The following is a 17819-nucleotide window of genomic DNA, read 5'->3' as shown; positions in this document are numbered from 1 at the left end:
GCCTTTATCCGGATCATTGCTCAGTCGCCTGACGGGCGATCCGCATCCGGTGTCAGTTCTTCTGGCAGGGTCAGTTTGAGCTGGTCCAAGCTGGGGACCGACTGGTCGACCGCATGGTCAAGAACCTGGTTGGAATCACCTCTTTCCGGTGTAGCTGTTGCCGACTCCGACTCGTTGCCAGCATGGTCATCCTCAGAGGAGACCGGCTCGGTGGATGCGACCCCTGCTTTTGCCTTACCAGATTTATCATCCGAAGAATCCGCATCAGCCTCAGCATCAGCCAGGGCAGCGATCCGATCGGCTTGATCACGACGAGACTGATGCTCATCCTTCTCCTGCTCCAGGGCGCTCAGAAGCCCATGGATGAAGGAGGGGGCGTCAGCATCCGAGAGGGTCTTGGCCAGGGACAGGGCCTCATCGATGGCCACCTTGTCGGGAACGTCAGGGTTGTAGAGTATCTCCCAGGCGGCAATACGCAGAATGTTGCGGTCGATGGCGTGCATGCGGCTCAGCGGCCACCGGGTGGAATGGGTCTGCAGGGCCTCATCAATATCCCGACGATGCCCTGCCACACCCTCAACGAGGGTCACAGCATAGGCGGGCAGAGGTGTCTGCGCCCCCGGCCGAACCTTGCGCTCCTCCAGCAGGGAGAGGAAATCCTGGCTCTTCTCATCGGCCTCATACAGGGTGTTCAAGGCCCGCTTGCGGGCTGTAGAACGTGCCATGGATACGTGGTTTCCAGACTTGCTCAGTTCTCGCGGCCCAGGTAGGAACCGTCGCGGGTGTCCACCTTGACCTTCTCGCCCTCACCCACGAAGAGGGGCACCTGAATCTCTGCTCCGGTCTCCACAGTAGCGGGCTTGGTGCCGGCGTTGGAGCGGTTGCCCTGGACGCCGGGCTCGGTTGCGGTCACAGTCAGCACCACGGATGCAGGCAGTTCTACGGACAGCGGGTTGCCATCATGGAAGCTGATGATGCAGTCGGTGCCCTCAAGCAGGAAGCGCTCCTGATCGCCGATCAGGGTTTCGGGGATGTTGACTTGTTCGTAGGTGTTCATATCCATGAAGACGAAGGAGTCGCCATCCCGGTAGGAATACTGCATGGTCCTATTGTCGACGGTCTCGAAGTCCATCTTCATGCCCGCGTTGAAGGTGCGGTCCACGATCTTGCCCGAAAGGACGTCCTTGATGGTCGTGCGCACAAAGGCCGGCCCTTTGCCTGGCTTGACGTGCTGGAACTTAATGACGGTCCAAAGCTTGCCGTCCAGGTTGATGACCGATCCGTTCTTGATGTCGTTGGAAGTCTGTGCCATCTTGATACCACCTCATTCTTATGAACGTTCCTTCGGAGGGCTCCTGGCCATCTGCCGAAAGCACCGGGCCACACAGGATCCAGCCCGCTCGCGATAAATCCTCGCCTATTATGCCACGGCGCATGAACACCGGGGCTGGCCCGGCGGCGAGGCCTGCCGGATATGGGCGGGGCCCGGAATCACAGAAAGGATTCCGGGCCCCGTCATCGGATTGTGTCGATAAGCGACAGGCAATCCTACTCGATGACCTTGGTGACTCGGCCTGAGCCAACCGTGTGGCCGCCTTCACGAACAGCGAAGGTCAGGCCCTCTTCCATGGCGACGGGCTGGATCAGTTCGACAGAGAAGGTGGCGTGATCGCCGGGCTGAACCATCTCCACGCCTTCGGGCAGGGTGATGACGCCGGTGACGTCGGTGGTCCGGAAGTAGAACTGCGGACGGTAGTTGGAGAAGAACGGCGAGTGGCGTCCACCCTCGTCCTTGGTCAGCACGTAGACCTCGCCCTCGAACTTGTGGTGAGGGGTCACGGTGCCGGGAGCAGCCACAACCTGGCCGCGCTCAACGTCCTCACGGCCGATGCCGCGCAGCAGCAGGCCGGTGTTGTCGCCAGCCTCAGCCTCGTCCATCTGCTTGTGGAAGGTCTCGATGGAGGTGACGGTGGTGGACTGGGTCTCACGCAGACCGACGATCTCCACGTTGGTGTTCACGGGCAGCTTGCCACGCTCGACACGGCCGGTCACCACGGTGCCACGGCCGGAGATGGTGAAGACATCCTCAATGGGCATCAGGAAGGGCTTGTCCAGGTCGTGGACCGGGGTGGGGATGTAGTCGTCGACGGCATCCATGAGGTCCTTGATGGTCTGAACCCACTTGTCATGGTCAGGGGCATCGTCATGCAGGGCGCCATAGGCGGAGGTGCGGATGACAGGGCAGTCGCGATCGAAGCCGTTCTCGTCCAGCAGATCGCGGACTTCTTCCTCGACCAGCTCGATCAGCTCTTCGTCGTCGACCATGTCGCACTTGTTCAGGGCGACCAGGATCTTCGGCACGCCGACCTGGCGGGCCAGCAGCACGTGCTCGCGAGTCTGGGCCATGGGGCCGTCAGTGGCGGCGACCACCAGGATGGCGCCATCCATCTGAGCAGCGCCGGTGATCATGTTCTTGACGAAGTCGGCGTGTCCGGGGCAGTCCACGTGGGCGTAATGGCGCTTGGCAGTCTGGTACTCGATATGCGCGATGTTGATGGTGATGCCGCGCTCCTTCTCCTCAGGAGCAGCATCAATCTGAGCGAAATCGTACTCGGGGTTGACGTCCGGGTACTCCTCGTGCAGCACCTTGGAGATGGCCGCGGTCAGGGTGGTCTTGCCGTGATCGACGTGGCCGATGGTGCCAATGTTAACGTGCGGCTTGTTCCGCTCGTACTTTTCCTTTGCCATTGTGTTTTGTCCTCCTGGACGTCTCGTAGGTTGCCTGCACGAACCACGCACAGAGCACTCGCTACATATTACTGGGTTATCGGGTTCTTTGCCACTTTTGCCCTCCGCCCAGTCAGCGCTACAAGAGTGTAGCGCCGACTTGTGACAGAAGAGCCTTTTTGCGGCGGACCGCAGTAGCGGCGGACCGGACCGGCATTACTCGCCCCGCTGGGCCTTGATGATCTCGTCGCTGACGGCCTTGGGAACCTCAGCGTAGGAGTCCATCTGCATGGTGAACATGGCGCGCCCCTGGGTCTTGGACCTGAGGTCGCCAATATAGCCGAACATCTCCGACAGGGGCACCTTGGCGTCGATGACCTTGACACCGGTGGCGTCGGTCATGGACTGGATGGAGCCACGCCGGGAGTTGATGTCGCCCATGACGTCGCCCATGTACTCCTCGGGAGTACGGACCTCCACAGCCATAATAGGCTCGAGGATGACGGGCTTGGCCTTGGGAGCAGCCTCCTTGAAGCACATGGAGCCTGCAATCTTGAAGGCCATCTCCGAAGAGTCGACCTCGTGGATCTGGCCGTCGGTCAGGGTCGCCTTAACGCCCACGACCGGGAAGCCTGCCAGCACGCCGGACTCCATGGCCTCCTGCACACCAGCATCGACCGAGGGGATGAACTCCTTGGTGATGTGGCCGCCGGTGACCTTGTTCTCGAAGATGTAGGATTCGCCCTCAGAAGTATCCAAGGGCTCGAAGTTCATGAGCACCTTGGCGAACTGGCCGGAACCGCCGGTCTGCTTCTTGTGGGTGTATTCCTGGTTCATGACGGGCTTGCGGATGGTCTCGCGGTAGGCCACCTGGGGCTTGCCCACGTTGCACTCCACATGGAACTCGCGACGCATGCGGTCCACCAGGATGTCCAGCTGGAGCTCGCCCATGCCGGAGATCAGGGTCTGGCCGGACTCTTCGTCGGTCTTGACCTGGAAGGTGGGATCCTCCTCGGAGAGCTTCTGCAGGGCGATGCCCATCTTCTCCTGGTCGGCCTTGGTCTTAGGCTCCACGGCCACCTCGATCACAGGATCGGGGAAGGTCATGGATTCCAGCACCAGCGGCGCCTTTTCGTCGCACAGGGTATCACCAGTGGTGACGTTCTTGAGCCCGACGAAGGCGTAGATGTTGCCGGCGATGGCCTCATCGACCGGATTCTCCTTGTTGGAGTGCATCTGGAAGAGCTTGCCGACGCGCTCCTTCTTGTCCTTGGTGGAGTCCAGGACCGTCTCGCCCTGAGCCACCTTGCCGGAGTAGACGCGCACATAGATCAGCTTGCCGTAGAAGGGGTGGGTGGCCACCTTGAATGCAAGGGCTGAGAAAGGTTCGTCCACGGTGGGCTTGCGATCGATCTCGACGGACTCGTCGCCGATCTTGTAGCCCTTGATGGCCGGCACGTCCTCGGGGCTGGGCAGGTAGTCCACGACCGCGTCCAACATGGGCTGCACGCCCTTGTCCTTGAAAGCGGATCCGCAGAAGACCGGGAAGGCTGACTGCTCGATGGTCATCTTGCGCACAGCGGTGCGGATCTCCTGCTGGGAGATCTCTTCGCCGCCCAAGTACTTCTCAAGCAGGTCCTCGTCCGACTCGGCCACGGCCTCGAGTAGCTCGGTGTGGTACTGCTCGGCCTTGTCCTTGAGATCATCGGGGATGTCGATGGTCTCATACTTGGCGCCTAGGTCGGCCTCGTCCTTCCAGTAGTAGGCCACCATGCGAACCAGGTCGACCACGCCGTGGAAGTCGCTCTCAGCGCCGATGGGCAACTGCATGACCAGCGGCTTGACGCCCAACTTGTCCTTGATGGTGTCCACCGAGTAGTAGAAGTCGGCGCCCAGCTTGTCCATCTTGTTGATGAAGCAGATGCGGGGCACGCCATACTTGTCAGCCTGACGCCAGACGGTCTCGGACTGGGGCTCCACGCCCTCCTTGCCGTCGAACACCGCCACAGCTCCATCGAGCACGCGCAGGGAGCGCTCCACCTCGGCGGTGAAGTCCACGTGGCCGGGAGTGTCGATGATGTTGATCTGGTAGCGGTCCTCAGGATCGTGAGACTGACGGTTCCAGAAGGCCGTGATGGCGGCGGAGGTAATCGTGATGCCACGTTCCTTCTCCTGATCCATCCAGTCCATAGTGGAGGCGCCATCGTGGGTCTCGCCGATCTTGTAATTGACGCCGGTGTAGTAGAGGATACGCTCGGTCGTCGTTGTCTTGCCGGCATCGATGTGGGCCATGATGCCGATGTTGCGGACCTTGGTCAGGTCCGTGAGCACGTCTTGTGCCATAATTCCTTGTTCTCGCTCTCTTGGGATTACCAGCGATAGTGGGCGAACGCCTTGTTGGCCTCGGCCATCTTGTGGGTGTCCTCGCGGCGCTTGACCGCGGCACCCAGGCCGTTGGAGGCATCAAGGATCTCGTTGGCCAGCCGCTCCGACATGGTCTTCTCACGACGGGCGCGGCTGTAATCGGTCAGCCACCGCAACGAGAGCGTATTGGCGCGGTTCGGCTTGACCTCGACGGGGACCTGGTAGGTGGCGCCGCCGACACGACGGCTGCGGACCTCCAGGCTGGGACGAATGTTGTCCAAGGCGCGCTTGAGCACGGCCACAGGCTCCTGGTCGGTCTTCTCCTTGACCTGCTCCAGAGCGGTGTAGACGATGTTCTCGGCGATGGACTTTTTGCCGTCCAGCAGGATCTTGTTGATCAGCTGGGCCACCACGGTGGAACCGTAGATGGGATCGGGCAGGAGCTGGTGCTTTTTAGCTGGTCCTTTGCGTGACATGTGTTACTTGGCCTTCTTTGCTCCGTACAGGGAACGGCCCTGCTTGCGATCCTTGACTCCCTGGGTATCCAACGCACCGCGCACGATGTGGTAGCGCACGCCGGGCAGATCCTTGACACGTCCGCCGCGCACCAGCACGATGGAGTGCTCCTGCAGGTTGTGGCCCTCGCCGGGGATGTAGGCGGAAACCTCAATGCCGGAGCTCAGACGGACACGGGCAACCTTCCGCAGAGCCGAATTCGGCTTCTTGGGGGTGGTGGTGTAGACACGGGTGCATACGCCGCGACGCAGCGGGCTGCCCTTAAGCGCCAAAGTCTTCGACTTGCGAGGCTTGGCCTTGCGCCCTTTGCGGACGAGCTGTTCAATTGTTGGCAACTGACTCTCTCCGATTCCTTCGATGAACTTGTCTTCGTTTGCACTGCGAGACCGCCGCACCGCAGCCGCAGTCGCTCCCAAAAGGAGAGATTAGCCACTGTCCACCGGCCCGATGGCCCCTGATCCTCCTGCTGGGCATTGCTGCCTGCACTCTTCGGATCCGGGGATACCCCGACGAGCCCACCTGTAACATAAGGCGTGCTGTCGGCACACACGATGAAAAGTATATCATCGGGGCAGACATGTCCATGTCTTGCACTTGGAAGTATGCTCTAGGCTGTGCTCGCTGCAATGCCGCACTGAAACCGTTAATGGGAGATCCTTGCACATGCCTTATATTTACAGATACCTACAATGAGGTACCCGTCTATGGCAGATTCCTACTATACACATATAGGTATCGGAAAAACACATCTGGATCGGTAAATATAGTCACCAGAAACATCAATGCCAGCGTCCGGAAATGCTCTGACATTTGTGAATGGTCAGCGTCTACTTATCTTCCTTGTCAAGAGCCTGGCGGACGTAGTCACGCAGGATCAGGGCATGGTTGACGGCTGGGTCCTTGGCTGCATAAACCAGTGTTGTCCGATCATGTTCACGCGCGATGCTCAGCAGATCCTCCAGGGCGGGATTGTCATCCAGCTCAATGCAGTAGCGGCGTGCAAAGTCCTCGAAGCGGTCCGGATCATGGTGCCACCAGCGCCGCAGATCCGGACTGGGCGCAACATCCTTGAGCCAGCCGGACAGGGCTGCCCGCTCCTTGCTGACGCCGCGCGGCCAGAGCCTGTCGACCAGGATGCGGACCCCGTCCTCGTCAGCGGCCTGCTCGTATACGCGTTTAATATCCACCTGACCCATCATCCGCCTCCTGAAACCAGGGACCCGTATGATCCCCATGACTCCTTCGACCATGATATTGACTGAGTCTGCATTACGGAAGAGGCGGCGACAGCCATACCGGGGCGTAGGCTGATAAGTATGCTTACAGACGCAGAAAGGGTCAAGGCAGCCGGATCAAACGGCAGCAGACCGAGCCCTCGAGCCTGCAAATCAGCAAAACCGACCGGATCAGGGTCCAAGGGTCGACAGTGGCGTCGTTTATGGATACCCGACCAGATAGGCGGCTGGGCCATGGCCTTGATGCCGGGCCTGGCTGGGCTGCTGGTCGGAGGCCCAACCTGGAGGAGCCTGCTGCTCATGGTCGCTTGGGCTTTCTGCTACTGCTTTGAGTTCACGGGCTCGCGGTGGATGGTTTCGCACCGAGCTGCCAGATTCGCGCCACCGGCTTTGGGGTACGCTCTGCTCACGGCTGTGACCGGGCTGATCCTGTTGGTCGGCACCCCTGGGCTCCTGCGATGGGCCCCGTTCTACCTGGTGCTGGGCGTGCTGAACTTTGCCGCCGCCTGGATGCGCACGGAGCGCTCTTGGTGGAACGATGCCGTAGCCGTGATTGCAGCCTGCATGCTCTGTCTGATCGTCGTTTCCTTAGGGTCACGATTCCAGAAGCCGGAATCGGGTCTGACAGGTGCCAACGCCAGCTACTCTGGATGCCAACCGAATCCTGCAGTGAACTGCTTTGCCAGCGGATTCCTGCCAAGCGCCTCCCTGCCATCGATCGGAGTGGTCAGTGCAGCGGTCTTCGCTGTGACCCAGTTCGGGTCGGTCATCTTCGTCAAAACCATGATCCGCGAGCGTGGCAAGACCTGGTGCTACCTGCTTTCGCTGACTTGGAACCTGGCCCTCTGCCTGATCGGGGTCGCCATGGTGCACACCGCAGGATGGTGGCCTCTGCTGACCGGCCTGGTTTTGCTGGTGCGTGCGGCCCTGCTGCCTGCCATCTCCCGTCGGCGCCGCATTCCCATTTTGTATGTGGGCCTGGTTGAATGTGCAACCAGTCTGCTGGTCTTCATTCTGGTGGTCGCTCAGGCTGATGTGATGACCGCGTCTCTGACTAGTCTGCTTGGCGCATGATCGCAGGTTCGTCCACACATGTCACCCACGTCACCCACGGGTTCGGGCCTGTCTGGAATGACCAGTCCCGTGTGCTGATCCTTGGATCCATACCCAGCCCAAGTTCTCGCGAGGCTGGCTTCTACTACATGTTTCCGCGCAACCGCTTCTGGCCTGTACTGGCCGCACTCTTCGACCAGCCTGTTCCGGAGCCCGATCCGGCTGTCCGCGCTCGGTTCGCCCTCAATCACCGCATAGCGCTCTGGGATGTCGTTCAGGAATGCGACATCTGCGGCGCCTCCGATGCCTCCATCACCGGGGTGGTGCCGACCGACATCGCCGATCTGCTGGATGGTGCGCCGATCGGCACCATTTTCACTACAGGACGCAAGGCCGGTCAGCTTTACCGTCGCTACTGCCTGCAGAATCTGGAAGAGAAAGGGCATCGACCGACGATGATCAATCTGCCGTCCACCAGCCCTGCCAACGCCGCTATGAGTCTGGCTGATCTGATCAAGGCCTACCAGCCGGTAAGAAAAGCGCTCGACAACGAAGAGCCTAAAAGGCAAGACAATCGCATCGACTATGTCAAATAAACAAGTACCGACTATAGAAGCCCGAGATGTTAGGAATCTACCCAAGGATGAATTCGTCGTCCCTGGTCCAGAACGTGACGGCCTGGTGGAGGCTATTCTGGACGGGCGCAAAACTGCTACGACCAGTCTTATGGCAGAGTTCATCCATGATCATGAACCACTTCCCTCCTCCGGCCGACGAACAGTTTTAGTAGACTCAGATGAGCAACCGGTTGCCGTCCTCAGATATGCCTCGGTGAGCGTGACCCGACTGGGCGTGGTCGCGCTGCAGCATGTTCTGAACGAAGGAGAAGGCCATAAAAGTCTGGCGGAGTGGCGAGAGTCTCATGAGTCCTTCTGGACCTCAGAGAACATGCGACAGGCACTGGATGATCCCGACTTCGCCGCCGACGACAAGACCCTGGTGGTGCTGGAAACTTTTTACGTAGAGGCCGCGGTCGTGAATTGAATATGCATGAAATATGCCAAGACAAAACCTGGCTTTTATCGCATGGGTCACACCTCACCGGCGTGCCATGTCGTGCCATCGTGTATAGTTTCATCTGTTGCATTGATCCGCATCGCGGGTCGATTCACCATGGTGGCTATAGCTCAGTTGGTAGAGCACCTGATTGTGGTTCAGGAGGTCGCGCGTTCGAGCCGCGTTAGCCACCCCACCACAAACCCCTACTTTCCGACTGGTAAGTAGTAGTTTTATCATATGAGCAAAAATACTTTTCGAGGCATTTGTCCGGACCATTTGTATTTTATATATCAAAATTACATTGCTGTATATTGACTTTTAATTAGTATATACGATTTTCGGCCTGACTCTTTGCGGAACAAACCCGAACCTTTTCCTAAACATCCCTATAGTAAAAACTATATTAACTAAAAAATACCCCACGCTTCTGTATGAACTTTCAGAGGAACATCCAGCTATCACACAAGTGATGCTAAAAGGTTAAAAAGAGTGTCAACAATTAATTCTAGTCACTAGCTACAATCAAATCCTAAGCTTGGCTGATTACAAGTCAGCCATTCACCTAATTTCTATTACATTTGTTAAGATCAAGCCGTAGGCAGTAAGCACACAGATATTTGGCTGCGCGGTTATTCACCAAACTAGTAGCTTGTAAATATGATAGATAGCTCGCACATCAGTTTTTGCGTACATCTAAAATATCCATATTCACAGTTGTAGTGCAGCACTAAAAACAGTCAAACTGGCTAAGACAAAAGCATCTCGACTAGAGATAACTTCTTTCTCAAACTATACACAACAATACAGGTTGGGATAGAATCCTAGATATTTCCAGCCAAAGACAGCCTACCTTGATGCATTTTTAACAATAGAACATTATCATGATAGCTGACTGACAACCATCTTCATAGATGCTATGAGCTGTCTACATTTTAGCATAGACCCGCGCCGGTAACGTTCAAACGACGCGCGAGAGAGAAAGAAAGAGGATTCATCCCTTTATTATTCCCAACTCCAAAGTACATGAAGTTACCTTATATTGCCTGCCAATCTCCGATATAGTTAAAATAAAGTAGATAGTTGTTCATAATATCGATCGCGTTATAAAACTGGGGCAAACTTGTAGTTGTGTAAACCGACGGCAAGGAGGTTTAATGGTTGCTTATGCATTTAAAGATCCAGAAAGGACCCAGTCAATTACCGCAAAAGAGGCCTTAACTGCGAATCATCAGACCCGTTATTATTGCCCGAACCCTGCGTGCCGCGCAGAACTTTATATATGCCAGCGCAACGGCAATCATGACGGTTACTTTTCGGCCAATCGAAAAGGTCGTGGACATGATCAGCAATGCCCTTATAGTTCGTTCTACAATTTCGATTCTAAAGAATATAATGAAGCTGCATTTACATTTGATAAAGCGATCGAACAGATGCAGCGCGTATTGCTTCCCAGCGCAACGACACTGTTACCTACAGACCGGCATATTGTGAAGTTAGATAATCGATCAACGCAAAAAACTCCAAGGACCTTGAACGAAATATACAGTATGTGCAAGCAACTCCCGCCTTGTGAAACATATAACGGCTACTTAATAGGGGATATGCTTTTCGATAACCGCAGCGCGAAGATGCACATAAATGGGCCTTGTGGCCCCATGCTGGTTGAGGTCTTTAGGGACAAACATAGCCTTTTTTACTTCCCGACAGCACTAGAATTTCGCTTCAGAACGGCTTCTAATGATAGGTTACTTATATCTGTACCAGACCGGGGTGTTTTTACTCAACTTAAAAAATCAATTTTTAATAATAAAAATAGCATATTAGTACTCGCCGGCGTATGGACGTTTAACCGAACCAGTCAAAAATCGTCATCAAGAACGTCATGTTTAGTATTGCAGAGTAAAAAACAGTATATGTTTATAAATCATTGAATACAAGCATGCTAATTTGAACGAACACCCCTTCATTAAACAATTTTGAAAATTGCTATGAAAGAAGCAAAGAGCTATTCAGATTACCAACTACCTATCCGTGCTTGGTTGCTCTCGATAACTATTATTTACATAGTAATAGTTAATCTTGATGTCTACATCAGATTTAATCGATAAGGATTTGACGAACTAGAGAATGCAATTAGCCCAGAAAACGACTAATGAATAAACTGTAATAAGACAATATACTGACAATATTGTTATCCTTTGGAGAAATGCTACGGGTAGTATGCCACAACTTACGGAGCGCCGTAGAACGATGTAGGCAATATTATCTAAAGTGGGTCTTACTGTTTAAAAACAGCTAAGAACGAACAGCAACATTATCCTAAACCACAGCTCAATTCTTAAGACGGCGAGTTCTCCATTCGAAATTGGCGAAAAATGGAATAATCTGAAAATAGTAAACGCCGAAATCCTAACTGTCCTCTCTGATCCTCTGTATCGATAAGACCCACGGTGACTGCTATATCCGGTCTTATAAGACTGCAGCGAAAACCAGCGCAGAGGCTATATTCTCTGATAAAAATAGTACATAGTCTTTGATTTATAAACATAAATTAGCAAAAGTTATTCACAGTGCGGACGTGTGGCCTCCTCAGGCGTATCCACATCAAGAATGAGCGGCCCTCCCGTATCCATGGCCCTGATGTCATGCATATCGTCATCATCAAGACTGAAATCTGCAATATTGTGGTTCTCGCGAATCCGTTCCTCATGCACGGACTTCGGGATGGCGCATATCCCCTGCTGGGTCAGCCAGCGCAATACCACCTGGGCCGGGGTCTTGCCATAACGCTGGCCAATACGCCTGAGGACAGGATTGTCGAAAATGTCCTGACGGCCTTCAGCCAGAGGCGCCCAGGCCATTGGGGCAACCCCTTGCTCAGACATGACCTTTCGGAGTGCAATCTGCTGGGTGAAAGGATGCAGCTCAATCTGGTTGACCATGGGCGCAATTCGGCTGGAAAGAATCAAATCAATCAGCCGGTCAGGCAGGAAATTGCAGACCCCGATGGCACGGACCCGGCCTTGCTCGTACAGGTCTTCCATAGCCCTCCAAGACCCCTGATAATCGCCATAGGGCATATGGATGAGGTACAGATCCAGGTAGTCGGTCTGCAGGTTCATCAACGTCTTTTCAAAGGACTGCATCGTCCCCTCGTAACCATTTTGCTGAATCCAGACCTTTGAGGAGAGGCTCACTTCCTCTCGAGGAATGGCTGCTTCACTCAGAGCATCCCCTACTGCTCTCTCGTTGCCATAGCAAGCAGCAGTATCGATAAGGCGGTAGCCGTCATCGAGGGCCGACGCCACCCCACGTTTGCATTCACTCAAATCATCTATCTGGTAGATTCCGTATCCTAATATGGCCAGTTCGAAGCCATTGCTCAACTGCAGTTTTTGCATACTCTATCCCCTCCATGGTGATGTCCTCCTGCAATCTAACAAAGCATGGGAAGACAGTACAATACCTGCTGCATATGGCTACCCATTCATCTTCTGCATGAGTGGCGCACCAAACCTTCAGCCCCCCTGCCAGTGGTGCTACAGTATCTTGCGGAAGCTTCCCTTCCCCGGACGAGACGCGCCGTACCCGGATTGACGACGACGCTCATCAGGTCACTCGCGGAAGGATGTGGTTGGTTTGCTCACACTGGTTCAACTTATTGGATTTTTGTTGCTACTCATGGCCTTTGCTTCGAGGCAACTGCTAAGCCTGTCCAGCAGCAGTCGGGTCAACCTTGCTCTAAACCTTGTCGGCGCAAGCTTGCTGGCCGTCGATGCCCTGGCTAACCGGCAGTGGGCCTTTTTTGCCCTCGAATGCGGATGGGCCCTGGTTGCGCTATACGCCATCATTCGTTCCCACTTAAAAAGCAAGTCACTCACAACCAAGGATTGCAGCTCAGCGACAAGGCAGGGGCGGGGCATCTGCATCCAGCCCATAGAGGCGAACCTGGCCGTTTGCAAGGTTGCTGATTATACAGAGGTAGATCTGAACTCACCTTACGTTTTTACAGGACGAACCGACCAAGAGGCTTCATTGGTCTGTCCAGCCGAGATGGTTCCCAGCCAGACTCTGGAACGCAGCGACGGATGGCGGGCCTTACGCATTCAAGGCATTCTTGATTTTTCGCTAATCGGCATCCTGGCGCCGATTGCCACCATCCTGGCAGACAGGGGCATAGGCATTTTCGCTGTCTCGACCTACAACACGGACTATGTCCTTACCAAGGCCGAGGACTTCCCTGCCGCCCTGGATGCCCTTGACAAGTCAGGATATACAATCATCTGACTGATCACAGCAATAGCAGCGCTGTCCAAGAGTCAAAAGTTCAGATCATGACCGCCGATGCAGACCATGAATAAACAAACACCCTCCGTCGTTGAATTTATTGCAACGAATCCAGCGCTTTTGCAGGCCCCCTTCGTCTAACTCTCTGTGCTTCACCTGCACTTGGTCAATATCGAAATGATGCCGATCTAGCGCCGGTCAATGTCACTTTTACGAGAAAAGGACACATACACTGGCCTCAACGGAGGTTGCTTCCTGAAAATAGGCAGGCTGCCAGATGACCTGCCACAAGTGACGCGGAAGCACAAGCCTGGAGGATCAGATGAGCAACAATCGAAACGAACATGCAAATAAGAACCAAGGCAGGCATGAGGGCAACTCCTCACGGAGCGACAGCACACGTGAAAGTTCTCAGCAAACATCCATGAACGACAAGAACCGCATGCCAAAACCATTGGAAACTGCTAATGCCGGAAAAGAAAGCCAAACAGCAAATGCGCCCGAGGCGAAGCATGCATCAGAGCAAACAGGCGAGAAGGAAGGCAGGAACCCGTCCAACAAGGATTCTGATCATGGCGGACCTAAAACACTACATAAGCAGGAACAGACCCTAACCCCCGAGCGTGCACAGTCCGGACACGTAGACAGAGAGCATGATGGCCCCTCTCATGGCGACGAGCCGAGCCAAACCAATAAGACTTCCGAGAAGCCATCTCAGCTGACTAAGGAAAGCAAGCCAGCCAAACCGCCCAAGGCGAAAAACCATGATTCCTTCTATCTAGGCCTGGCCTCGGCAGTCTTGGTCGCAGCTCTGGGCCTCAGCCTGAGCACCATGCCGATCTTCTTCTCGTTGCCTCTTGCTGCCGTCTTATTCGGAATTGGCATCTGGCTCCTCTCCTATGCCAGCTTCAAGTCTCCCGGCAAGCCAGAGGAAGAGGGAACGGAGGCTGACAAGCATACCAGGACGGTCGTTGTGGCGACGGTCCTTCTGGTTCTACAGACCTTCATCATGGATGTGTTCATCTTCACCCGCATGGGAACGATCAACAAGCATCAGAACGCCATCGTCATAGCTTGGATCATCGCCAGCATGATTGAAACTCTGGCTGCCTTCGCCCTTATCTACCATCACGATCCATTGCATTCCAAATCCAAGGAACCGATTGCCGATGGGAACCACGACAAAGGGGCATGAGACAATAACGGAATTACTACAGTATCCACCTGAGTCCTATCCTCAACTTGGATACTGTGAACAATCGAAATGTGAGAGAATCTCAGAACAAGAGCCTATAAAGAAAACTGTCCGATAAAGGCAATCGGATCAAATCAGATCAACCATTCTAGAGAAGGGAATATCAGCCTTGGAGCAGGGCGCAGAACGAGACTGCTCCGCGGCTGATGTTCCCGCAGTCTGCTCCCTGATACGCCAAATTTCAGCATATGATGTCAAAGGTGACAAGATGGCCGGTTGTAGGCTCCAGTCGGGCAATCTGCCATATTCGATCGTCTGGAAATCGACTAGAATAAAGACGGATAGTTGCCCAACAGTAACGGACGAAACCTATATTCTATATCGAAATTATTCACACATCGTTGTGGAAGAAAAGGAAGGGTATGAGCGGACCAGAACAATCTCAGATAACTTTCGGGGTCCTGAATGAAACCAGCCATGATGAGTCGCGCGTGGCCTTGACGCCAGACATCGTGACCCGTCTGGCGAGGCAGGGCATCACCTGTCTGATGGAGTCATGCGCTGGAGTCCGAGCCGGCTTCAGGGACCAGGATTATCAGCGAGCAGGGGTTGCAGTCACCGACAGGAATACAGTCCTGTCCAAATCCCAAGTCCTGGGATTTGTCAACAGGCCAGACACATCCTTGCTGAGCCGGATACAAAACAAGACCTGGATCATCGGCATGCTGGGATCTTTCTCAGATCAGGATTACATCAAAGCCCTGGACGAGGCCGGACTGACGGGTATCGCCATGGAACGACTCCCCCGTCAGCTCAGCTCCGCTCAGTCCATGGATGAAATGACCTCGCAGAACTCAGTCATGGGATACAAGGCAGCTCTGGTGGCTGCCGATGCCTACGGATCCTTCTTCCCCATGATGACCACTGCAGCAGGAACCATCCGGCCAGCCAAGGTTCTGGTTCTGGGCGCCGGCATTGCAGGACTGCAAGCCATCGGAACCGCCAAACGTCTGGGAGCCGTAGTCACCGCCTACGATGTCAGACCCGCCTCCAGGCAGGAGGTGGAATCCCTAGGAGCCAAGTTCCTTGACCTGGGACTGGATTTCTCCAAAGGTCAGGGCGAGGGCGGCTATGCGCGCCAGCTGAACAGCCAGGAGCAGGCTCAGCAGCAGGCAGCGGTGGATGCCAAGGCGGCAGGTTTCGATGTGGTCATCACCACAGCCAAAGTCCCAGGAGGGAAGCCGCCCAGGCTCCTGAGTGCCAAGGGAGTAGCCAATCTACACCCCGGAGCCGTGGTGGTGGACTGCGCAGCCAGCGATCTTGGCGGCAACGTTGAGGGGTCGCAGGTAGGAACCACGACCACGCATGAGGGAGTCATCATGATAGGTGCGCCATACTTGGTCAGCGGTGTGGCCACGACGGCCTCCAGCCTTCTGGCCAGGAATGTGGCGGACGTGTTGGTTCATTTTGTCCGCAATGGAGCGCTGAGCATCAAGGCAGATGATGGAATAGATCAGGCGCTGGTCGTAACAGGAACAGCAGAGTCTGGCGCGCGCGGAAGCACAGACGCGGCAAGCAGTGAGAAGAAAGGCCATCAGCAATGAATTCCTTGGTCATAGCAATTACACTCTTTATCTTGGCTCTGCTGATCGGCGTTGAAGTGATCGGCAAGGTTCCGGCCACCCTTCATACGCCTCTGATGTCCGGAGCAAACTCAATCCATGGCATTGTGATCGTCGGCGTGGTCATCATTGCAGCGGAGGCGCACTCCCCGCTTTCCTACGTCCTCATTTTCCTGGCGGCCATACTTGGTGCCATGAATGTGGTGGGCGGCTATGTAGTGACGGACAGAATGCTGGAGATGTTCAAATCATCGAAATCCGACAAGGGAAAGAACAAAGACGACCAGAACCACCAGGCTTCGGCCGTCCCGGTAGCGAATGCTGAGGACGGGGGAGCCGACAAGTGAACACCCTCGACATCATCACCTGGTTCGTCTACCTCCTCTCCTCGGTCATGTTCGTCATGGGGCTGCACTGCATGAACTCCCCCAAAACGGCCCGCACAGGCAATAGGATTTCTGCAGCAGGCATGATCATCGCCGTAGCCATGGCCTTCATCCACCTGTTCGCCACCGATTTCGCCTCCTCCCTGGCCATCGTTCTGCTCGTGCTCGGCATCCTGATCGGGTCCGCAGCAGGGGTCTACTCGGCCAGGAAGGTCAAAATGACGGACATGCCTCAGCTGGTTTCCGTCTTCAACACGGTCGGCGGCGGCGCAGCAGCCCTGGTCGCCTTGAACGACATACTCACTTCCGAAGGTACCCCGACTCTGGTGGTGCTGATCACCGCCGGGCTCGGTGTGGTCATCGGTTCCGTCACCTTCACCGGTTCCCTGATAGCTGCCGGCAAGCTTCAGGGCGTCAGCCTGATCAAAAACCTGAAGCTGCCGGCCAAGGCTGTCTGGAATGTGCTCTTCGCCCTGCTGACGGTGCTCTGCCTGGTCATGCTCTGCCTGAATCCAGACAATCGAACCCCATGGGCCCTCCTCACGGCCATATTCGCCCTATGCTACGGACTGGTCTTCGTCATCCCCATCGGCGGCGCTGACATGCCCGTGGTCATTTCTGTTCTGAACGCCTGCACTGGCACAGCTGTGGCCATGAACGGCCTGGCCATCGACAACGTCGCCTTGATCGTGGCTGGCGCACTGGTCGGTGCCGCTGGAGCGACCCTGTCCGTCCTGATGGCACAGGCCATGAACAGGCCTCTCCTGAGCGTTCTAGCTGGAGGGTTTGGCGGTTCCTCTGTCAGCGCCAGCCAGGATCAGGGTGCCCAGGGGACTATGAAGGAGACCACACCCGACGATGTGGCTGTCCAGCTGGTCTACGCAGACAAGGTCATCTTTGTCCCCGGCTTTGGTCTGGCTCAGGCTCAAGCCCAACGCGAACTGGCCGACTTGGGCGAGCTGCTCAAGGGTCATGGCGTGGAGGTCTCTTACGCCATCCATCCGGTGGCTGGCCGCATGCCCGGACATATGAATGTCCTCTTGGCCGAGGCCAACGTCCCCTATGAGGAATTGATCGACCTCGACGACATCAATCCCCAGTTCCCATCAGCCAACGTCGCCTTGGTGGTTGGCGCCAATGACGTGACCAACCCCGCGGCCCGCCGACCAGGGACTGCAGTATCCGGCATGCCCATCCTGGACGTTGACAAGGCCCAGCATGTTGTCGTTCTCAAACGAGGTCGCGGCAAGGGCTATGCAGGCATCGAAAACGAGCTCTACTTCAATCCGAATACGCAGATGCTCTTCAACGATGCCAAGGTCAGCCTTCAGACGATCATTGCATCGGTCAAGGAACTTATCGCCTGAGCATCTGC

17 protein-coding genes, 1 tRNA gene, 1 pseudogene and 1 riboswitch are annotated in these 17819 nt (G+C 55.5%); of the genes and pseudogenes, 11 read left to right on the top strand and 8 right to left on the bottom strand.

Going from position 1 to position 17819, the window contains the following annotated elements:
• Positions 1-20 precede the first annotated feature (20 nt).
• The 7 genes from nusB to J3T95_RS00670 form a co-directional block, all read right to left on the bottom strand.
• Positions 21-725 carry a transcription antitermination factor NusB gene (gene nusB / locus J3T95_RS00700; RefSeq protein ID WP_267450054.1) on the bottom strand — a complete coding sequence of 235 codons (705 nt, stop codon included), beginning with the start codon at positions 723-725 and terminating at the stop codon, positions 21-23.
• 23 nt (positions 726-748) lie between these two features.
• Complete coding sequence (gene efp, locus J3T95_RS00695) at positions 749-1312, bottom strand: elongation factor P (protein ID WP_267444275.1); 564 nt, start codon at positions 1310-1312, stop codon at positions 749-751.
• A gap of 236 nt (positions 1313-1548) precedes the next feature.
• Complete coding sequence (gene tuf, locus J3T95_RS00690; protein WP_220236084.1) at positions 1549-2748, bottom strand: elongation factor Tu; 1200 nt, start codon at positions 2746-2748, stop codon at positions 1549-1551.
• A 195-nt stretch (positions 2749-2943) separates the two neighbouring features.
• On the bottom strand, positions 2944-5070 hold the full coding sequence (gene fusA / locus J3T95_RS00685) for an elongation factor G (protein WP_045924656.1): 2127 nt from the start codon (positions 5068-5070) through the stop codon (positions 2944-2946).
• Positions 5071-5096: 26 nt separating this feature from the next.
• Positions 5097-5567, bottom strand: coding sequence for a 30S ribosomal protein S7 (gene rpsG / locus J3T95_RS00680; protein ID WP_015022140.1), 471 nt, complete (start codon positions 5565-5567; stop codon positions 5097-5099).
• 3 nt (positions 5568-5570) lie between these two features.
• Positions 5571-5942, bottom strand: coding sequence for a 30S ribosomal protein S12 (gene rpsL / locus J3T95_RS00675; protein ID WP_015022141.1), 372 nt, complete (start codon positions 5940-5942; stop codon positions 5571-5573).
• A gap of 492 nt (positions 5943-6434) precedes the next feature.
• Entirely contained in the window at positions 6435-6842 is a 408-nt protein-coding gene (locus tag J3T95_RS00670) for a DUF488 domain-containing protein (RefSeq protein ID WP_416378719.1), read from the bottom strand.
• 81 nt (positions 6843-6923) lie between these two features.
• Between J3T95_RS00670 and J3T95_RS00665 the strand changes: the two genes are divergently transcribed.
• The 5 genes from J3T95_RS00665 (at position 6924) to J3T95_RS00645 (ending at position 10885) form a co-directional block, all read left to right on the top strand.
• Positions 6924-7916, top strand: a complete 993-nt coding sequence (locus tag J3T95_RS00665) for a YwiC-like family protein (RefSeq protein ID WP_267450053.1) — start codon at positions 6924-6926, stop codon at positions 7914-7916.
• Complete coding sequence (locus J3T95_RS00660; RefSeq protein WP_267450052.1) at positions 7913-8491, top strand: DNA-deoxyinosine glycosylase; 579 nt, start codon at positions 7913-7915, stop codon at positions 8489-8491. Before J3T95_RS00665 ends, J3T95_RS00660 begins: the two co-directional genes overlap by 4 nt.
• Positions 8481-8939 carry an ASCH domain-containing protein gene (locus tag J3T95_RS00655; protein WP_267450051.1) on the top strand — a complete coding sequence of 153 codons (459 nt, stop codon included), beginning with the start codon at positions 8481-8483 and terminating at the stop codon, positions 8937-8939. The genes J3T95_RS00660 and J3T95_RS00655 overlap by 11 nt, the downstream gene beginning before the upstream one ends.
• A 132-nt stretch (positions 8940-9071) precedes the next feature.
• Positions 9072-9147: transfer RNA gene (locus J3T95_RS00650), tRNA-His, on the top strand.
• 961 nt (positions 9148-10108) lie between these two features.
• Entirely contained in the window at positions 10109-10885 is a 777-nt protein-coding gene (locus J3T95_RS00645; RefSeq protein ID WP_267450050.1) for a hypothetical protein, read from the top strand.
• Between the two features lie 630 nt (positions 10886-11515).
• Here J3T95_RS00645 and J3T95_RS00640 read toward each other — a convergent pair.
• Positions 11516-12355, bottom strand: coding sequence for an aldo/keto reductase (locus J3T95_RS00640; RefSeq protein WP_267450049.1), 840 nt, complete (start codon positions 12353-12355; stop codon positions 11516-11518).
• Positions 12356-12502: 147 nt separating this feature from the next.
• Positions 12503-12563, top strand: a riboswitch (guanidine-III (ykkC-III) riboswitch).
• Positions 12564-12584: 21 nt separating this feature from the next.
• Here J3T95_RS00640 and J3T95_RS09145 point away from each other — a divergent pair.
• The 6 genes and pseudogenes from J3T95_RS09145 to J3T95_RS00615 form a co-directional block, all read left to right on the top strand.
• Positions 12585-12797: pseudogene (locus J3T95_RS09145) on the top strand (CBU_0592 family membrane protein); the annotation flags it as partial.
• 192 nt (positions 12798-12989) lie between these two features.
• On the top strand, positions 12990-13241 hold the full coding sequence (locus J3T95_RS00635) for an ACT domain-containing protein (protein ID WP_267430332.1): 252 nt from the start codon (positions 12990-12992) through the stop codon (positions 13239-13241).
• A gap of 322 nt (positions 13242-13563) precedes the next feature.
• Complete coding sequence (locus tag J3T95_RS00630) at positions 13564-14436, top strand: hypothetical protein (protein WP_267450048.1); 873 nt, start codon at positions 13564-13566, stop codon at positions 14434-14436.
• A gap of 422 nt (positions 14437-14858) precedes the next feature.
• On the top strand, positions 14859-16040 hold the full coding sequence (locus J3T95_RS00625; RefSeq protein ID WP_267450047.1) for an NAD(P) transhydrogenase subunit alpha: 1182 nt from the start codon (positions 14859-14861) through the stop codon (positions 16038-16040).
• Positions 16037-16405: an NAD(P) transhydrogenase subunit alpha gene (locus tag J3T95_RS00620; protein WP_267450046.1), complete on the top strand. Its 369-nt coding sequence runs from the start codon at positions 16037-16039 to the stop codon at positions 16403-16405. Before J3T95_RS00625 ends, J3T95_RS00620 begins: the two co-directional genes overlap by 4 nt.
• On the top strand, positions 16402-17811 hold the full coding sequence (locus J3T95_RS00615; RefSeq protein WP_267450045.1) for an NAD(P)(+) transhydrogenase (Re/Si-specific) subunit beta: 1410 nt from the start codon (positions 16402-16404) through the stop codon (positions 17809-17811). Before J3T95_RS00620 ends, J3T95_RS00615 begins: the two co-directional genes overlap by 4 nt.
• Positions 17812-17819: the final 8 nt, after the last annotated feature.

Source organism: Bifidobacterium sp. B4079 (assembly GCF_026537385.1).
In the GTDB taxonomy this organism is placed as follows: Bacteria; Actinomycetota; Actinomycetes; order Actinomycetales; family Bifidobacteriaceae; genus Bombiscardovia; species Bombiscardovia asteroides_I.
This window is presented reverse-complemented; position numbering and strand designations above follow the sequence as displayed.

Bases quoted from the DNA above. Each gene is read 5' to 3' on its own strand.
- J3T95_RS00665 (WP_267450053.1), top strand. From the start codon at position 6,924: ATGCTTACAGACGCAGAAAGGGTCAAGGCAGCCGGATCAAACGGCAGC.
- nusB (WP_267450054.1), bottom strand. From the start codon at position 725: ATGGCACGTTCTACAGCCCGCAAGCGGGCCTTGAACACCCTGTATGAG.
- J3T95_RS00640 (WP_267450049.1), bottom strand. From the start codon at position 12,355: ATGCAAAAACTGCAGTTGAGCAATGGCTTCGAACTGGCCATATTAGGA.
- J3T95_RS00660 (WP_267450052.1), top strand. From the start codon at position 7,913: ATGATCGCAGGTTCGTCCACACATGTCACCCACGTCACCCACGGGTTC.
- J3T95_RS00630 (WP_267450048.1), top strand. From the start codon at position 13,564: ATGAGCAACAATCGAAACGAACATGCAAATAAGAACCAAGGCAGGCAT.
- rpsG (WP_015022140.1), bottom strand. From the start codon at position 5,567: ATGTCACGCAAAGGACCAGCTAAAAAGCACCAGCTCCTGCCCGATCCC.
- J3T95_RS00670 (WP_416378719.1), bottom strand. From the start codon at position 6,842: ATGGGGATCATACGGGTCCCTGGTTTCAGGAGGCGGATGATGGGTCAG.
- J3T95_RS00645 (WP_267450050.1), top strand. From the start codon at position 10,109: ATGGTTGCTTATGCATTTAAAGATCCAGAAAGGACCCAGTCAATTACC.
- J3T95_RS00625 (WP_267450047.1), top strand. From the start codon at position 14,859: ATGAGCGGACCAGAACAATCTCAGATAACTTTCGGGGTCCTGAATGAA.
- tuf (WP_220236084.1), bottom strand. From the start codon at position 2,748: ATGGCAAAGGAAAAGTACGAGCGGAACAAGCCGCACGTTAACATTGGC.
- efp (WP_267444275.1), bottom strand. From the start codon at position 1,312: ATGGCACAGACTTCCAACGACATCAAGAACGGATCGGTCATCAACCTG.
- J3T95_RS00620 (WP_267450046.1), top strand. From the start codon at position 16,037: ATGAATTCCTTGGTCATAGCAATTACACTCTTTATCTTGGCTCTGCTG.
- fusA (WP_045924656.1), bottom strand. From the start codon at position 5,070: ATGGCACAAGACGTGCTCACGGACCTGACCAAGGTCCGCAACATCGGC.
- J3T95_RS00655 (WP_267450051.1), top strand. From the start codon at position 8,481: ATGTCAAATAAACAAGTACCGACTATAGAAGCCCGAGATGTTAGGAAT.